Source organism: Pseudothauera lacus, assembly GCF_003034845.1.
Classification (GTDB): domain Bacteria; phylum Pseudomonadota; class Gammaproteobacteria; order Burkholderiales; family Rhodocyclaceae; genus Pseudothauera; species Pseudothauera lacus.
Window position 1 is genome coordinate 20488 of the sequence record NZ_PZKC01000019.1, and the last position, 15134, is coordinate 35621.

At 65.6% G+C, this 15134-nt stretch carries 16 protein-coding genes and 1 riboswitch; of the genes, 6 read left to right on the forward strand and 10 right to left on the reverse strand.

Translation table 11 applies throughout. The features are described from left to right. Positions 1 to 12 precede the first annotated feature (12 nt). Positions 13 to 441 (reverse strand): hypothetical protein, encoded by a 429-nt coding sequence (locus C8261_RS16185; protein WP_107494772.1) that lies wholly within the window; start codon positions 439 to 441, stop codon positions 13 to 15. Positions 442 to 594: 153 nt separating this feature from the next. Here C8261_RS16185 and C8261_RS16190 point away from each other — a divergent pair, with 153 nt between their 5' ends. Further along, positions 595 to 2082 carry an esterase/lipase family protein gene (locus tag C8261_RS16190; protein ID WP_107494773.1) on the forward strand — a complete coding sequence of 496 codons (1488 nt, stop codon included), beginning with the start codon at positions 595 to 597 and terminating at the stop codon, positions 2080 to 2082. 122 nt (positions 2083 to 2204) lie between these two features. Here the strand turns inward: C8261_RS16190 and C8261_RS16195 are convergent, their stop codons facing one another. The 3 genes from C8261_RS16195 to C8261_RS16205 all read right to left on the reverse strand — a co-directional run bounded on the left by C8261_RS16195 (position 2205) and on the right by C8261_RS16205 (position 3779). Then, entirely contained in the window at positions 2205 to 2753 is a 549-nt protein-coding gene (locus C8261_RS16195) for a MerR family transcriptional regulator (RefSeq protein WP_219905226.1), read from the reverse strand. Between the two features lie 53 nt (positions 2754 to 2806). After that, on the reverse strand, positions 2807 to 3001 hold the full coding sequence (locus C8261_RS16200; RefSeq protein ID WP_107494774.1) for a MerR family transcriptional regulator: 195 nt from the start codon (positions 2999 to 3001) through the stop codon (positions 2807 to 2809). A gap of 151 nt (positions 3002 to 3152) precedes the next feature. Further along, positions 3153 to 3779: a LysE family translocator gene (locus tag C8261_RS16205; protein WP_107494784.1), complete on the reverse strand. Its 627-nt coding sequence runs from the start codon at positions 3777 to 3779 to the stop codon at positions 3153 to 3155. A 97-nt stretch (positions 3780 to 3876) separates the two neighbouring features. Beyond that, a riboswitch (cobalamin riboswitch) is annotated at positions 3877 to 4085 on the forward strand. 131 nt (positions 4086 to 4216) lie between these two features. On the opposite strand from C8261_RS16205, the gene C8261_RS16210 reads away from it, so the two are divergent. After that, the gene (locus C8261_RS16210) at positions 4217 to 5044 is read left to right on the forward strand and encodes an acyl-CoA thioesterase (protein WP_219905227.1); all 828 of its coding nucleotides are present in this window, start codon (positions 4217 to 4219) and stop codon (positions 5042 to 5044) included. A gap of 141 nt (positions 5045 to 5185) precedes the next feature. Then, the gene (locus C8261_RS16215) at positions 5186 to 7381 is read left to right on the forward strand and encodes an OsmC domain/YcaO domain-containing protein (protein ID WP_107494776.1); all 2196 of its coding nucleotides are present in this window, start codon (positions 5186 to 5188) and stop codon (positions 7379 to 7381) included. Here C8261_RS16215 and C8261_RS16220 read toward each other — a convergent pair. Beyond that, positions 7339 to 7719: a hypothetical protein gene (locus C8261_RS16220; RefSeq protein WP_219905228.1), complete on the reverse strand. Its 381-nt coding sequence runs from the start codon at positions 7717 to 7719 to the stop codon at positions 7339 to 7341. The genes C8261_RS16215 and C8261_RS16220 overlap by 43 nt on opposite strands. Before the next feature lie 51 nt (positions 7720 to 7770). Further along, complete coding sequence (locus C8261_RS16225; RefSeq protein ID WP_107494777.1) at positions 7771 to 8820, reverse strand: Fic family protein; 1050 nt, start codon at positions 8818 to 8820, stop codon at positions 7771 to 7773. A 393-nt stretch (positions 8821 to 9213) separates the two neighbouring features. Here C8261_RS16225 and C8261_RS16230 point away from each other — a divergent pair, with 393 nt between their 5' ends. Then, a complete protein-coding gene (locus tag C8261_RS16230) occupies positions 9214 to 9702 on the forward strand; it encodes a hypothetical protein (protein WP_181358974.1) in 489 nt (162 codons plus the stop codon). 31 nt (positions 9703 to 9733) lie between these two features. Here the strand turns inward: C8261_RS16230 and C8261_RS16235 are convergent, their stop codons facing one another. Together C8261_RS16235 and C8261_RS16240 are read right to left on the reverse strand one after the other, a co-directional pair. Next, the gene (locus tag C8261_RS16235) at positions 9734 to 10021 is read right to left on the reverse strand and encodes a hypothetical protein (RefSeq protein WP_107494778.1); all 288 of its coding nucleotides are present in this window, start codon (positions 10019 to 10021) and stop codon (positions 9734 to 9736) included. A gap of 15 nt (positions 10022 to 10036) precedes the next feature. Continuing rightward, on the reverse strand, positions 10037 to 10579 hold the full coding sequence (locus tag C8261_RS16240) for a flavodoxin (protein WP_107494779.1): 543 nt from the start codon (positions 10577 to 10579) through the stop codon (positions 10037 to 10039). A gap of 469 nt (positions 10580 to 11048) precedes the next feature. Between C8261_RS16240 and C8261_RS16245 the strand changes: the two genes are divergently transcribed. After that, complete coding sequence (locus C8261_RS16245; RefSeq protein ID WP_107494780.1) at positions 11049 to 11351, forward strand: DUF3817 domain-containing protein; 303 nt, start codon at positions 11049 to 11051, stop codon at positions 11349 to 11351. A 42-nt stretch (positions 11352 to 11393) separates the two neighbouring features. Here the strand turns inward: C8261_RS16245 and C8261_RS16250 are convergent, their stop codons facing one another. Then, positions 11394 to 12047 (reverse strand): DUF2325 domain-containing protein, encoded by a 654-nt coding sequence (locus C8261_RS16250; RefSeq protein WP_219905229.1) that lies wholly within the window; start codon positions 12045 to 12047, stop codon positions 11394 to 11396. Between the two features lie 88 nt (positions 12048 to 12135). Then, positions 12136 to 12522: a Fur family transcriptional regulator gene (locus C8261_RS16255; RefSeq protein ID WP_107494781.1), complete on the reverse strand. Its 387-nt coding sequence runs from the start codon at positions 12520 to 12522 to the stop codon at positions 12136 to 12138. Between the two features lie 239 nt (positions 12523 to 12761). Here C8261_RS16255 and C8261_RS16260 point away from each other — a divergent pair, with 239 nt between their 5' ends. Further along, the gene (locus tag C8261_RS16260) at positions 12762 to 14825 is read left to right on the forward strand and encodes a TonB-dependent receptor plug domain-containing protein (RefSeq protein ID WP_181358975.1); all 2064 of its coding nucleotides are present in this window, start codon (positions 12762 to 12764) and stop codon (positions 14823 to 14825) included. Positions 14826 to 15134: the final 309 nt, after the last annotated feature.

Here is a 15134-nt window from a genome sequence, read left to right on the forward strand (position 1 = left end):
CCTTCTCCCCTCTCAGCGCAGCAGCGCGTGGCGCCGCAAACCGACGTGCACGGCCAGGCAGGCCAGGAACACCCCACCGCTGAGCACATGCCAGCGCTTCGCCCCGGCTGCCGCAAACGCCAGCGACACCCCCAGGCTGCCCAGCATGCCGATCTTCGCGGCGCGGTTGGCACGCGCCCCCGGCGAGCGTGCCGCGCGCCGGCGCGACGCCGCAATCACCTCATCGACCAAGGCATCCACGCGACGCTCGAAAACCTCCACAGCAAGCGCCGCAGCGTCGTAATGCACCACCAGCGAGCCCGCGCCGGCATTCGCCCGCATCGCCCCCACACCCGCCAGCGCCCCCACCCCGGCCTCCAGCGCGCGCAGGCGCTCACGGTCGCGCAATGCCGCATCGCGGATGCGCAAACGGCCGGGAATGGAGGAAGCAATGCGGGCCATGGCAGGTGTCCTGGGAGCAGCGGCAAGGGAGTTTCACCGTATCACTGCGGGCGGGGCCGGGCAAGCGCCCCCTCCGCCGCCTTGCGTCGCCATGCCCATGTACTACCATGAGCTGACAACAGCGCGCCCCGCGCCCCCCAGAGGAGACAGCCGATGAGCACCCCGCTCGCCCCCCATTACCCCATCATCTACGTGCGCGGCTACGCCATGACCCCCGGCGAGGTCGCCGAAACCGTTTCCACCCCCTACATGGGCTTCAACCTCGGCGCCACCAAGCTGCGCCAGGCGTGGGACGGCAGGGTGCTCAAGCACGTCTTCGAATCGCCGCTGATCCGCCTGATGAAGGACTACGGCTACCGCGACACCTTTGCCGACGGCAGCGAGAGCGAAGCCCGCCTGCCCGCCCGCAGCGTCGTCATCTACCGCTACTACGAAACCGCCGACGCCGATCTCGGCACCGGCAAGGCGCTCTCCATCCCCGAAGCCGCCGCCGGCCTCAAGACCCTCATCCACCGCGTCCGCGAACAGGTCTGCGGCGACGATGCCGGACTGCGCGCCCAGTTCAAGGTGCATCTCGTCGCCCACTCCATGGGCGGACTGGTGGTGCGCGCCTTTTTGCAGAACGACCACATCAGCAACGCCGCCGATCGCGCCCTGGTCGACAAGGTGTTCACCTACGCCACCCCCCACAACGGCATCGAAGTCGCCGGCATGAACATCCCCGCAGTGCTCGGCCTGTGGGACATCAACAACTTCAACCGCAGCAAGATGGCCGAATACCTTGGCCTGAGCGGCAAGCCCGCGCGCGTCGACAGCCTCGACGGCAAGTTCGACCCCCAGCGCTTCTTCTGCTTCGTCGGCACCAACCACCGCGACTACGACGTTGCCCTCGGCATCTCGCGCCGCCTCGCCGGCGAAATGAGCGACGGCCTGGTCAAGATCGACAACGCCACCGTGCGCGGCGCCCCGCGCGCCTTCGCCTACCGCAGCCACAGCGGCCCCTACGGCGTGGTCAACTCCGAAGAGGGCTACCAGAACCTCGTCCGCTTCCTGTTCGGCGACGTCCGCGTCGACGGCCACCTCGAAGTCGCCGCCCTGCCCCTGCCCCCCTCCGTGCAGAAAGCCAAGGACCAGGGCCGCAGCATCCGCGCCTCCTACTATTTCGAAGCCACCGTCGTCCCCCGCGGCACCTTCAGCTTCCGCCTCAGCGAACGCCGCCGCGACACCAACAGCGCCATCCTGCGCAGCTACGACGAACTGCTCGACACCCGCCGCGCCAACATCGACGCACCGCGCTCGCCGGTGCTGTTCAGCGCCTTCCTCGACACCGCCCACATCACCACCGGCCGCACCCTCGTCTTTGCCCTCGAACTGGCCGTCTCCACCACCGGCTACACCATCGACCGCAAACTCTGGCCCGACCAGCACCTCGAAGGCGAATACCTCTTCCGCGACACCCTCACCCTGCGCCTCACCCGCAACCCCGACGGCTTCAGGCTGCGCTACCTCAGCAGCGACGAGAACTGGAGCGAAAACACCGGCACCCTCGCCGAAGCCACCGACGGCGGCTACGCCATCGCGCTGTCGTCGAAGAAGGGCTTCAAGGCTACGTTGAGGCTGGTGGTGCGAACAGCGGGGTAAGGGCGGCGGGAGTGTGGAACACGAGTGATTGTTGCTGACAGCAACATCCTGATGTAGCTGCACCTGCACGGTGAACTCACCGCTGCTGCCGAAGCCTTGCCGGAACGGGAACCTGGTCTGACTCAAGTACCCGGATCGGCAACCCCCTGTCTTGAGAAGTGACGGATCAACGCGACCTCCTCAGGCGGTATCCCCAGAGACTCGAGAAAGTCCTGATGTGCAGCAGGAGACATCTTCTCGAACTCCATGTGCCATCTGTCCATTCCCGCTTCATCCAACCCGGTGGACGCAAGCAAGGCAATCCACTGTTCCTTGTTCATTGAGCGGCTTTCCCGCAGCACATGCCCATCACCAAGGAGTTTGGCAATGACGTGCTGCTGCTGCCGCAGCCTTGCGATAGCAGCGCTGACACTGTGCAAATGACGCTCAAGTACCGTGGAAGCAGAAGTCTCATCGGCCTGCAGCAGGCTCGCGATGGCATCCAGCGGGAGCCCCGCTTCGCGATAGAGCATTATCCGCTCCAAGCGCCGCACATCACCTTCGGAGTACAGGCGGTAACCGCACGCACTGCGCATTGACGGCGAAAGAAGGCCGATTCCGTCGTAGTAGAGCAGCGCACTGCGAGACAGCCCTGCACGCTTGCCAAGTTGGCCCACCGTATACATGCCCATGCCGACAACTCCCAGGTGGAGAAGGCCCCCAAGCGGGGGCCTCCCCAGACTCATCAACCAACCCGCGAGGCCGCCCTCACGCTCCGGAGGTCCTCTTCGGACAGGCCGATCCATTGCAGGAATGCTTGATGTTGCGCCGGATAACGGCGTTCAAACTCAACGTGCCATCTGTGCATCATCGCGTCATCCAGCCCCGTGGCTCGAAACACCTCTATCCATTGCTCCCGAGTCATGCCGTACACGCCCATGTGATCTCTCCTGAGTAGTGGTAACTGACGACACCACGCCGTCAGCGAGCAACTCTGGCGTATCAAGCAATAGACAGGTCAAGCGGCTTCTATCAGAAGCGGAGCCTGGGCGCGGTTGATGGGGGCACGACACCCCGCCCCGCCAGCCCTCTCAACGACTGAAGATCAGCCGCAGCCCCAGCGCAATGAACAGCCCCCCGGCAAGACGGTCCATGAGCATGCCCGCCCCCGGGCGGGTGCTCAACCACTGGCCGACGGTTCCGGCAAAGTAGCCCAGCAGGGTGAAGATGAGGGCCGCCTGGGCGGTGAACAGCAGCCCCAGCAGGGCCATCTGCAGGCCGACGCTGCCCTGCGCGGGGGCAACGAACTGAGGCAGGAAGGAGAGGAAGAAGACGATGACCTTGGGGTTGATGGCGTTGGCGACGATGCCCCTGGCAAAAAGGGCCGCCGGCGTCAGGGTGCTGCCGGGGCGGGCGCTGAGGGTGGTGCCGCGGGCGTTGCGCAGGACCTTGTAGCCCAGCCACAGGAGGTAGAGACCGCCGCACAACTTGAGCGCGCCAAAAGCCTGCGGCGAGGCGGCGATGAGGGCGCTGACCCCGGCGACGGCGAGCGCGGTGTGGCTGAGGCAACCCAGCGCGCAGCCGAGCCCGAAGGCAATGCCGTGGCGGCGGCCTGTGGACATGCCGGTACCGAGCACCATGAGATTGTCCGGGCCGGGGGCGGCGGTGACCAGCACGGCGGCCAGCAGGAAGCCGAAAAACTGTTCGATGGACAGCATGCGCATCGCCTGCCGTGATGGGGATGGGGTCATTGTAGCGCCCACGCAACCGGGCACCGCACACGGCCGCGGTTTGACAGCTGCTGCAGTGCAGCGATAGAGTGCTTCCGCCTACGGTTCGTCCGCTGCATGCGCGGCGGCGATTAAAAGGGAACCCGGTGACGCGCGCTGCGCGGATCCCGGGGCTGCCCCCGCAACTGTAAGCGGTGAGTTGCACGTCCATCGAAGCCACTGGCGCAAGCCGGGAAGGCGGACGTGCCGCGATGACCCGCGAGCCAGGAGACCTGCCGTGAGCAATTCGTCAATCCAGACAGGGGCGGGGTGTCCCCGGTGGAGGAATCGTGGCTCATCGCCGGCCAGTGCCGGCAGTGCGCGCGTGCCGTGGGGCCCGCCCCCATCCTTCTCCTGCCCCTCCCTGTCGCTCATGGGAGATGCGCATGTCGCACGCAAGCACACAAGCCGTCGTGGGGACGGCTCCTGACGTTTCCGTAGAAAACCTCCGCCACCCGGCAGCCGACGAGGCCGCCACGGTGATGATAGACGTGGTGTTTCCGGAGAGTGCCAATCATCACGGCACGCTCTTCGGCGGCGCCGCACTGTCGATGATGGACAAACTCGCCTTCGTGGTGGCAACGCGGTGCACGCGGCGCCGCATGGTCACCGCCTGCAGCGGCGGGATCGACTTCGTCACGCCGATCCAGCAGGGCCGGCTGGTGGAGCTGCGCGGCCGGGTGGTGCGCCGCGGGCGCCGTTCGCTGGACGTGGAGGTAGGACTGGTGGCCGAGGATCTGGGCAGTGGCGAACGCAGCCACAGTCTCAACGGCCGCTTCACCCTGGTGGCGGTGGACGACGACGCGCCCCGCCAACGTGCCGTACCGGCAACAGCCGGGGAGGATGACGGCGGCGAGCGCACGACGATGGTAGAGCCGGTGTTTCCCGGCCACACCAACCACCTGGGCACCCTGTACGGCGGCCAGGCGCTGGCCTGGCTGGGCAAGGCGGCCTTTGTCGCGGCCTCGCGGCGGGCGCGCATGCCGGTGGTGATGGCGGCCTCCGAGCGCATCGACTTTCACGCGCCGGTGCTGGAGGGCGAACTGGTCGAACTGGATGCGCGGGTGGTGCGCGTGGGCAATGCGTCGATGTGCGTGGAGGTGAGCATGCACGCCGAAGACCTGCTCAGCGGCCAGCGCCGCCTGTGCACCCGCGGCCGCTTCACCATGGTGGCCCTGGGCTACGACGGCCGCCCGGTGCCGGTGCCGCGCTGAACCGCGGCACCTCTCAGCGCCTGCGCCCGCGCCGCCCCACGCCGGGGCGGCGCGGGGCGGCGGGCGGAACCGGTTTCCGAAGTGGAAAACGGTGATAATGGCGGCCATTTTTCGCGTTCAGCGCCATTTCAGGATTCCCGCATGGAGATCAAGGTCAATTTTCTCGACAAGCTTCGCCTTGAAGCCCGCTTCGATGATTTCGCGGTAATCGCCGATCAGCCCATCCGCTACAAAGGCGACGGCTCGGCGCCGGGACCGTTCGATTACTTCCTCGCCTCTTCGGCGCTGTGCGCGGCCTATTTCGTCAAGCTGTACTGCGAAACGCGCAATATCCCGACCGACAACATCCGCCTGTCGCAGAACAATATCGTCGACCCGGAAAACCGCTACAAGCAGGTCTTCAAGATCCAGGTCGAGCTGCCGGAGGATATCTCCGCCGCGGACCGCCAGGGCATCCTGCGCTCGATCGAGCGGTGCACGGTGAAGAAGGTGGTGCAGACCGGGCCCGAGTTCGTGATCGAGGAAGTCGCCAACCTCGATGCCGACGCCCAGGCCCTGCTGGCGCTGCAGCCGGATGCGCAGGCCAGCACCTGGATCGCCGGCAAGGATCTGCCGCTGGAGCAGACCATCGCCAACATGTCGCGGGTGCTGGCCGACCTCGGCATCAAGATCGAGATCGCCTCGTGGCGCAACCTGGTACCCAATGTGTGGTCACTGCACATCCGCGATGCGCACTCGCCGATGTGCTTCACCAACGGCAAGGGGGCGACCAAGGAAAGCGCCCTCGCCTCGGCGCTGGGCGAATATATCGAGCGCCTGAACTGCAACCATTTCTACAACGACCAGTTCTGGGGCGAGGACATCGCCAGCGCCCCCTTCGTGCATTACCCCGATGAGCGCTGGTTCCAGCCCGGCGCGGACGACGCCCTGCCCGCCGGCCTCCTCGACGACTACTGCCTGCCGATCTACGACCCCGACGGCGAACTGCGCGCCTCGCACCTCTACGACACCAACTCCGGCAACACCGCACGCGGCATCTGCGCGCTGCCCTATGTGCGCCAGTCAGACGGCGAGACGGTGTACTTCCCCTCCAACCTGATCGACAACCTCTACCTGAGCAACGGCATGAGTGCCGGCAATACCCTGGCCGAAGCGCAGGTGCAGTGCCTGTCGGAAATCTTCGAGCGCGCGGTGAAGCGCGAGATTCTCGAACACGAGCTCGCCCTGCCCGACGTACCGCCCGCAGTGCTGGCAAAGTACCCGGGCATCGTCGCCGGCATCGAGGCGCTGGAGCAGCAGGGTTTTCCGGTGCTGGTCAAGGATGCCTCGCTCGGCGGCGTGTATCCGGTGATGTGCGTGACGCTGATGAACCCGCGCACCGGCGGCGTCTTCGCCTCCTTCGGCGCCCACCCGAGCCTTGAGGTGGCGCTGGAACGCAGCCTCACCGAACTGCTGCAGGGGCGCAGCTTCGAAGGCCTCAACGACCTGCCCCAGCCCACCTTCGAAAGCAATGCGGTAACCGAGCCGAACAACTTCGTCGAACACTTCATCGATTCCAGCGGCGTCGTATCGTGGCGCTTCTTCAGCGCCAGGGCCGATCACGAATTCGTCGAATGGGATTTCTCCGGCCACGGCGAAAACTCCAACGCCGACGAAGCCGCCAGCCTGCTCGGCATCCTCCAGGACATGGGCAAGGAGGTGTACATGGCCGTGTACGACCAGCTCGGCGCCATCGCCTGCCGCATCCTCGTACCCGGCTATTCCGAGATCTATCCGGTCGAAGACCTGATCTGGGACAACACCAACAAGGCACTGCAGTTCCGCGCCGACATCCTCAACCTGCACCGCCTCGACAACGCCGCCCTCGCAGCCCTGCTGGCACGGCTCGAAGACAGCGAACTCGATGACTACACCGACATCATTACCCTGATCGGCATCGAGTTCGACGAAAACACCGTCTGGGGCCAGCTCACCATCCTGGAGCTGAAGCTGCTCATCCACCTCGCCCTGCGCCAGTTCGAAGCCGCCAAGGAACGGGTCGAGACCTTCCTGCAATACAACGAAAACACCGTCGAGCGCGCCCTGTTCTATCAGGCCCTCAACGTAGTGCTGGAGGTCATGCTGGACGACGAACTGGAACTCGCCGACTACGAGCCCAACTTCCGCCGCATGTTCGGCAACCCGCGCATGGATGCAGTGCTCGGCTCAGTAGACGGCAGCGTGCGCTTCTACGGCCTGACGCCGACCAGCATGAAGCTGGAAGGGCTGGACCGGCACCAGCGCCTGATCGACAGCTACCGCAAGCTGCACACGGCACGGGCCAGACTGGCGGGCTGAGTCTCGTCCTGGTCGGGGGCGGCGGGTGCTTGGTCGGAGCGGCAGTTCTGCGAACGGGCATACTTGCGCGCCTGTTCCTTGCCGACGAGTGGATTCTTGTCTGCGGCCTTGGCTTCGAGGACGAGCAGGGGAAAGCTCCTCTCGTCGAGGAGGAGGAAGTCGACAAACCCTTTTCCTGACTTCTCGAAGTTCTCTCCGAGACCATCGAGATCGGTCGACTTGATGGTGACACTGGGTTCGAGGCGGATGTTGGCGGGGCCGTCACTATCCGCAAGGAAGCGCCAACCTGCTGCTTCGAGCAGCTTGTTGATCTTGATACGGGCGGTGGCTTCTTTCATGGGCCCGGAGCTTCCTTGTTGTTCTTCGGATGGCAATTGACGAAATGCACGTTACTTCAACTCGTACCAGACGCCACGACCACTACCCTGCTGTTCGAGGTGACCACGTTCGACCAGGGCACGAAAGTGCTGTTTGAGCGTGTTGCGACTACTCCCGGTCAGGCGGATCGCGTCGCCCATGGTAATGCGGCCGTGTTCGCGGGTGAACTCGACGATCTGCAACGACAATTCCGGCAGTGCAGCCAGGACCAGCCTTTCGCGCTCGACCTTGCGGTTGAGACGGCGCACTTGCTCGGCCAGAGCGCGCAGGAAGAAGGTCAGCCAGGGCTGCCAATTTGGGGCGTCGCTGCGAATCGTGCCCTGCGTTTGCCGTAACGCGAGGTAGTAGGCTTCCTTGCTCTGCTCGATCACGCTCTCCAGCGAACTGTAGGGGACATAGGCGTAACCGGCTTGCAGCAACAGCAAAGTGGTGAGGACGCGGCTCAGTCGGCCATTGCCGTCCTGGAAAGGATGGATCTCAAGGAAGACCACGACCCAGATGCCGATCAGCAGCAGCGGGTGAAGTCGTTCCGCAGCGCGTTCCTCATTGAACCAGGTGATCAATTCGGTCATCAGGGGCTGCGTGTCGAATGGCGTTGCGGTGGCGAAGACGACACCCAGTTGATTGCCATCCTCGTCGAAGGCCACCACGCTGTTGGTGGAGGTCTTGTAATTGCCCCGGTGCCAGGCATCCTTCTCGCTGTAGGTGAGCAGATCGCGGTGCAGTTGCTTGACGTGATTCTCGGTCAGCGCAATGTCCTGCCAGGACGAGAACACCAGTTCCATGACCCCGGCGTAGCCGGCGACCTCTTGTTCGTCGCGGGTGGTGAACGACTTGATCTGCAGATTGGACAGCAGGCGCTCGACATCGCGATCGGACAGTCGGCTACCCTCGATGCGCGTGGATGAGCCGATGCTCTCGATGGTTGCAACCCGCCGTAGAGCAGACAGCCTGTCCGGTGCCAGCGTGCCCAGGGCACGCCAAGCACCCTTGAACTCATCGATACCGGCGATGAGGGCAAGGATCTCCGGGGTTATATGAACGGCATCCGATCGGATCATGGGCGCCAATATTACACCCATTTACACCCATTCAGAAACCCCACGCGCTTCCGTGCTCACTGCGGACCGCTATGCAGCGCAAGGGGATTCGGCAACCCAACGGCGGACGAAACGAAGACACTGACTTAGATAGACGCCCAAAGACCAGCATGACTCAGGGACCCATCGGCGACCACTTCAGGATCAGTTACCGGCCGTTCGTGCCAATCCAATTTCCCCTGTTTCAATGCCTCTTACTGGCCGTAGCTGACGATTCGTCACGTCGGCGCAAACGAGCGCTCCGGCAGACAACCCCCTGTTCACCTCTCTATTCACCAGCCGTTTGTATGATCCCGACGCCCACGCGCCCAGCCCTCCGCCAGCCAAAAGCTATTCACAAAGCTATTCAAATCAGTGAGCCGCCATTCCGGCTCGATCCGCCTGCTGCTCGGCAGGCAGGCGCCAAGCGCGCGCCAACTCGTTGAAAAGGCGGGGATCAGCCAGCCGACGGTTTCGCGTGCACTGGCGGCGCTGGGGGATGAGATCATCCGCATTGGCTCAGGCCCATCTATTCACTATGCCCTGCGGGATGCCTCCCGCGGCTTTGCGTCGGCTCCGGTTTACCGTGTCAGTGAGGCGGGGCGGATTGAGGACCTGGGCTTGCTCGTACCTGTTTGCCCGGCAGGGTTCGTCATGGTGCAGGCCGATGGCTTGACGCGCCACAGCGACGGGTTGCCGTGGTGGTTGTTCGACATGCGCCCGCAGGGTTTTCTCGGCCGGACCCATGCGTCTGCGCATGCTGCCGGACTTGGCCTGCCTCCGAACCCGGAGCACTGGGCGATACGGAGATGTGATACAGCGGCGCCCTGGGCTGCGCCGGCCTGTGGCCTTGCGCCGGCCTGAAGCCGCAGTTCTCGCCCTGGCAGCCAGCCGCTTAGGGCGCCCCGGCCTTGCTGCCGCTGCCCGAGCCGAAGTGCATCCGCTGGGCGTCCCGCCACTGGCGCAGCAGGGCCTCGCAGGCCGAACGCACTTCGGCGTGCACGGCCGGGTTGGTGGCCAGCATGTCGAGGTGGCGGATGAGGTTGCGCATGCGCCCGCGGCACACGCCGATGATGGCGGCCTGCGAGAGCAGATGCAGGGTGCGCGCGGTGATCAAGCCGGGGTCGGCGTTGCCGGGGTGCTGTTCGATGCCGCCCGCGGGCGGCCCGCCGTGCTTGGACATGGCAGGCCTCCGCGCTCAGAGCGGCAGCTGGAAATCGGCCGCGATCAGCTTCAGCCAGGCGTCGAGGCGCTGGGCGGTCTGGTCGGCCTGGTTGTCGAGATCGAGCGCCAGTCCGACGAACTGGTCGTCGACCACGGCCTGCGAGGTGTTGAAGTCGTAGCCCGCGATGGGCCATGCGCCAACGATGCGCGCACCGCGCGCGGAGAAGAAGTCGTGCAGTTCGATCAGCGCATCGACGAACTCGTTGGGGTAGCCGGCCTGATCGCCGAGGCCGAACAGCGCGATGGTCTTGCCGGCGAAGTTGAGGTCGTCGATCTTGGGCAGAAACTCTTCCCAGCTCTCTGCATCGGTTTCCACCGACAGGCCGGGCAAGGCGCCTTCGCCGAGGGTGGGCGTACCGAGGATGAGGTAGTCATAGGCGGCGAAATCCTCCGCGCTGGCGCGATTGACGTTCAGCGGGTCGGCCATGGTGTCGTCGTCGAAACGCTTCTTGATCATTTTCGCGACTTTGCGGGTGTTGCCGGTGTTGGAGCCGAAGAACAGTCCGATGCGGGCCATGGGTACTCCTTTGTCGAGTGGGCAGTCTGAGGGGTCGGGCAGCCACCGCTACGGGCGTCGCCAAAACCATTTTGATCTCATGGTTTTCATGAGTATCTGCAAATGCTTCTCAATTCGTCAACTGATTTCGACGCTGCGCTGCCTGGTAGTGTCCCCTCAACTTGCCTAGCCCGCATTTCTCACACCACCCCTGCTGCGGGTGCCGATGCACTCGCCGTGGCACGCCGTACTCCCTCACGCCGCCTTGACGTAGTGTCAGCTACGCCTGCGGCGTCGATCGGTCCGTGCGGCGCACCACGGCGGCGCCTCGACCCCCTCGCGACGTGAGGGTGTGAGAAATGCGGGCTTGGGCGTGTTTGCCCTGGCGGGGAAAGGCCGTTACTATCAGCATTTCCATATGTACTGATAATTACTCCGCGCCGCCGCCTTCACGGCCCGGACACAGGCACGGTTCAACCACGGAAACCCGATGCACACCCATCGCAAGATCATTTACCGACTCGCCTTTCTCGACGGCATCGCCCTGCTGCTGCTGGTCTTCATTGCCGTACCGGTGAAGTACCTGCTCGACCTTCCGCTGGGCGTGAAGGTACTCGGCCCGCTTCACGGCACGCTGTTCCTGTCGCTGATGGTGGCGAGCCTGGCTGCCGTGGCCCGCGGGGCACTGCGCCCCGCTCTGGCAGCCCTGCTGTTCGTCGGCGCCCTGCTCCCGCTGGGCGCCTTCTACGCCGACTACCGCCTGCGTCAGGCCTACCCGGACCTGGCCCACTGAGGCGGCAGCGGGACGAGGGGCGCGCCGCCGGGGGTGCTGCGCTCAGCGGCTGCCGGCACGCCCCTCTGCCGTGAGCGTTTCCACCTCCGCGCGCTGCGCGGCATCGACCAGCACGCATTGCTTGCCGGTGCGGCGGCAGTGGTCCTGCACACGCCAGTAGGCGTCGTGGCCGATGCAGCCGGTCTGGCAGATCACCAGGTCGGCGGCGGCCAGACTGGCTTCGAGGGCGTCAAGGTCGTGCTCGTCGGAGACCGGCTGGAGGACGAACTCACCCCCCGCGCGCTCGACCATCTTCTGCGCTGCCCTGATCTCCGCGACCTCGTTGCCGACGCAGAGCACCGCCTTGCGGTGCAGGCGCCCCACCACCACCCTGGCTTCGGGACGCGTGTGGGCGCGCAGTTCGCCCATCAGCGCATGGACCTTCTCCATCAGGCTGTCCACGCGGCGGGCAAGCGCTACCCGGCGGGGCAGACCGGGAAGCGCCGCTTCCAGTGCCGCACGTTCTTCGCGCGCCAGGGCCAGGGCGGTGTCGCGGGCGATGAGCTCACCGCGCAGGCGCATCACTTCGGCCTGCAGGCGGTCGATCTCGCTCTGCTGGGCGCTGAAGAGTTCGGAGCAACGGCGTTGCACGCCGGCAAACTGGGCGACGAGGATGCGGTATTCGTCGGCGACGGGGTCGAGCAGGACGGTCTTCATCGTGGCTCCGTGCGGGCGAGATAAACATCCTGCATGTTAATCGATAACGGTTCTCATCTCCAGTGACAACATGCAACACTGCCCCGCCCTATCCGCGCAGACACTCCGCGCAACGCCCGTAAAGGGTCAGCTCATGGCCGTCCACCGCAAAACCGGGCGGTGCATAGGCGGCCAGGCTGGGCGGACAGCCCGGCACGTCGAAGACGCGCCCACAGGCCCGGCACTGGAAATGGTGGTGGTGAGGCCGGTCCTTGAGTTCGTAGCGCGCGCTTTCGCCGGGCAGGTTGACCGTTTCCAGCACCGCCTCGGCGAGTAGTACCTTGATGGTGCGATAGACCGTGGCGATACCCAGGCCAGGACAGTGCACGCTCGCCAGGGCATGGACGTCTGCGGGCAGCAGCGGATGGGGGTGCTCGCGAAAGGCGGCAAGGATTGCTGCACGCTGCTGCGTGGCGCGTTCAAGCTGGAGGGCCATGGTGCAAGCCTCGGGAGGTGTGTCGATGTGCCGCAACCCGGGGGCGCGGGCTGCTCGGGGCACAGCTTAACGCGCTGCGCCGGGCGTGCGCCACTGCCTGCTTGCCGGCATCGATCGATGTGCCGGGCTGCGACACTTATTGATAATGCGTTATCGTTCTCATATCATTGATCGCTGATGCTGATGATGCAAGGCCACCGCCCCCTCCCCGCTCTTTCATGCAAACCGGAACCCTTTCGATGACCCGCCGACACCCCCGCCGCCCCAACCCGCTGCTTCTCGCCACGCTGCTCGGTGCCTCGCCGGCACTGGCCCAGACCACCGTCACCCTGCAGCCGGTGGTGGTCAACGCCGATGCCATCGGCGGCGCCAGCGAACAGCACATTGATGTCGAGGCCGTCCGCGCCGGGCTGGGCCGCGACCTGCAGGACGTGTTCGCCGCGGAGCCGTCGGTGGTGGTCGGCACCGGCGCGCGCAACGGGCAGAAGATCTTCCTGCGCGGCATCGAGGACCTCAACCTCAACGTGCAGATCGACGGTGCGCGCCAGGGCGCCAACAACTTTCACCACCAGGGCCGCCTGGCTGTCGACCCCTTTCTGCTGCGCGCGGTCACCGTCAACACCGGCGCCGCGCCGGCCGACGGCGGCCCCGGCGCCCTCGGTGGCAGCGTGCGTTTCGAGAGCGTCGATGCCCAGGATCTGCTCGGCCCCCGGCAAACGGCGGGCATGCGCCTGGGCGCCCAGTATGAGAGCGCCGACCGCAGCATCGGGGGTTTGGCCACCGTCTATGGCCTGCTGGGGGATGCGCTCGGCGTCCTCGCCCACGTGCGCCGGGACCTCGCCGACGAATTGCGCGTGGGCGGCGGCGAACGCCTGCCGGCAACCGATGGCAAACGCGGCAGCTACCTGCTCAAGGCCAGCCTGCTCGATGTCAACGGACACAGCGTGACCGGCTCTGCCGAACGCAACACCAATACCGGTGGCCCGCTGCGCGCCAACTGGCCGTGGCTGACCAGCAACGCAGTGCAGCGCTCCGACCGCCAGGAGAGCTGGCGCGACACCTACACCCTGCGCTACGGCTACCGTGCCGCCGACAACGGCCTGATCGACCTGCAGGCCACGCTGTACGGCAACGAAACCGGCATCCGCCTCGCTGACAACCCGATGACCACCACCGTCGCCGGCGACCCCACCGAGTGGCTGACCCGCAGCCACGGCATGGATCTGCGCAACACGCTGCGCTTGCGCAGCGGCGCGGTTCTCCATCAACTGACCGTGGGCATCGACTACTTCAGCGACCGCGGCATCCGGCGCGACGCCACCCGCAGTTGGGACGAGCGCGCCCGCAATGTCGGCCTGTATGCCCAGGAGCGCATGGAGTTCGGCGCTTTCCGGGTTTCCGGCGGCCTGCGCGTCGACCGCTACGACACCGACTACGCCAACGGCTACGGCACCTCGGGCACCGCCACCTCGCCGAACCTCAGCGCGGAGTGGGACCTGCTGGGGGCAGACAGCGGCCACGACCTGACGCTGTATGCCGGTTACGGCGAATCGATCCGCGGTGGCAAGCTCAATCAGGCCGGCTGGCTGGACAAGTACTTCCTGCCGCCGGACTTCCGCACGCCACGCCCGTTCACGCTCGGCGACAATGGCAAGCTCGACCCCGAACGCGGCATCCAGCGCGAGGCCGGCATCAAGTGGCACACGCATGGGCTGCTGCGCGCCGACGACCATGCCGGCGTGGACCTCGCCGTGTTCCGGACCACCCTGCGCGATTACCAGATCATTCCCGGCGAGGGCGTTGGCGGCATCACCGACCGCATCACCAACGCCTCCGGCGACATCCGCACACGCGGCTATGAGATCCGTGCGCACTGGGGCACGCCGACCTTCCTCATCAACGCGGCCTACAGCCACAGCAAGAGCCGCGACTACGACGGTCAGCCACTCGACACCACCGGCGACTCGGCGCGCATCGGCGCGTCGGTGGGTGACCGCCTGCTGGTCGACGTCGATTGGCAAGTGGCAACGGCGGTCAGACTGGGATACAGCCTCGAAGCCGTTGCCCGGCTGAAGGACGTCCGCCCGGGCCGCCCGGAGAAACCCGGCTATGCGGTGCACGGCCTGCGGATGAACTGGCAGCCTCTCAGTCGCGAGAAGCTGACCCTGACCCTTGCCGTCGACAACCTCTTCGACCGCCGCTACGCCGCCCATTCCTCCGTGCGCGCCTACTATGCCGGCAGCGAGATCAGCAACTGGGAGAGCGGACGCAACGTCAAGGTCGGCGTGGAGTGGATATATTGAGTCCGCAGACGACTTGCCGCCAATCACGCTGAGGGACAGGCGCCTGTGGCGACTGAAGGTGGGATTGCGGCACAGAGGGCACACGGCACTCCGGCGCGATAGCAACCGGCATGGGCGCCAAGCTTGATTATTAACCCGGCAATCAAATACCGTTCGGGCTGAGCCTGTCGAAGCCCGTTCGCAGGCACTGCCATCAAGTGCCCTTCGACAGGCTTGTATGGTCTATACCGGCTCTTTTACTTCGTAGGAGGAAGGCGAGGAGCCGGGGTGGAGGGACATCGACTGGCATCGGCAGCGGGGCCGCTGACC

Coding starts and splice junctions, on each gene's coding strand:
- C8261_RS16210 (WP_219905227.1), top strand. CDS start 4,217: ATGTCGCACGCAAGCACACAAGCCGTCGTGGGGACGGCTCCTGACGTT.
- C8261_RS16260 (WP_181358975.1), top strand. CDS start 12,762: ATGACCCGCCGACACCCCCGCCGCCCCAACCCGCTGCTTCTCGCCACG.
- C8261_RS16185 (WP_107494772.1), bottom strand. CDS start 441: ATGGCCCGCATTGCTTCCTCCATTCCCGGCCGTTTGCGCATCCGCGAT.
- C8261_RS16240 (WP_107494779.1), bottom strand. CDS start 10,579: ATGGCCCGCATCGGACTGTTCTTCGGCTCCAACACCGGCAACACCCGC.
- C8261_RS16235 (WP_107494778.1), bottom strand. CDS start 10,021: ATGTCCAAGCACGGCGGGCCGCCCGCGGGCGGCATCGAACAGCACCCC.
- C8261_RS16195 (WP_219905226.1), bottom strand. CDS start 2,753: ATGGGCATGTATACGGTGGGCCAACTTGGCAAGCGTGCAGGGCTGTCT.
- C8261_RS16225 (WP_107494777.1), bottom strand. CDS start 8,820: ATGATCCGATCGGATGCCGTTCATATAACCCCGGAGATCCTTGCCCTC.
- C8261_RS16200 (WP_107494774.1), bottom strand. CDS start 3,001: ATGGGCGTGTACGGCATGACTCGGGAGCAATGGATAGAGGTGTTTCGA.
- C8261_RS16190 (WP_107494773.1), top strand. CDS start 595: ATGAGCACCCCGCTCGCCCCCCATTACCCCATCATCTACGTGCGCGGC.
- C8261_RS16220 (WP_219905228.1), bottom strand. CDS start 7,719: ATGAAAGAAGCCACCGCCCGTATCAAGATCAACAAGCTGCTCGAAGCA.
- C8261_RS16215 (WP_107494776.1), top strand. CDS start 5,186: ATGGAGATCAAGGTCAATTTTCTCGACAAGCTTCGCCTTGAAGCCCGC.
- C8261_RS16250 (WP_219905229.1), bottom strand. CDS start 12,047: ATGAAGACCGTCCTGCTCGACCCCGTCGCCGACGAATACCGCATCCTC.
- C8261_RS16205 (WP_107494784.1), bottom strand. CDS start 3,779: ATGCTGTCCATCGAACAGTTTTTCGGCTTCCTGCTGGCCGCCGTGCTG.
- C8261_RS16255 (WP_107494781.1), bottom strand. CDS start 12,522: ATGGCCCTCCAGCTTGAACGCGCCACGCAGCAGCGTGCAGCAATCCTT.
- C8261_RS16245 (WP_107494780.1), top strand. CDS start 11,049: ATGCACACCCATCGCAAGATCATTTACCGACTCGCCTTTCTCGACGGC.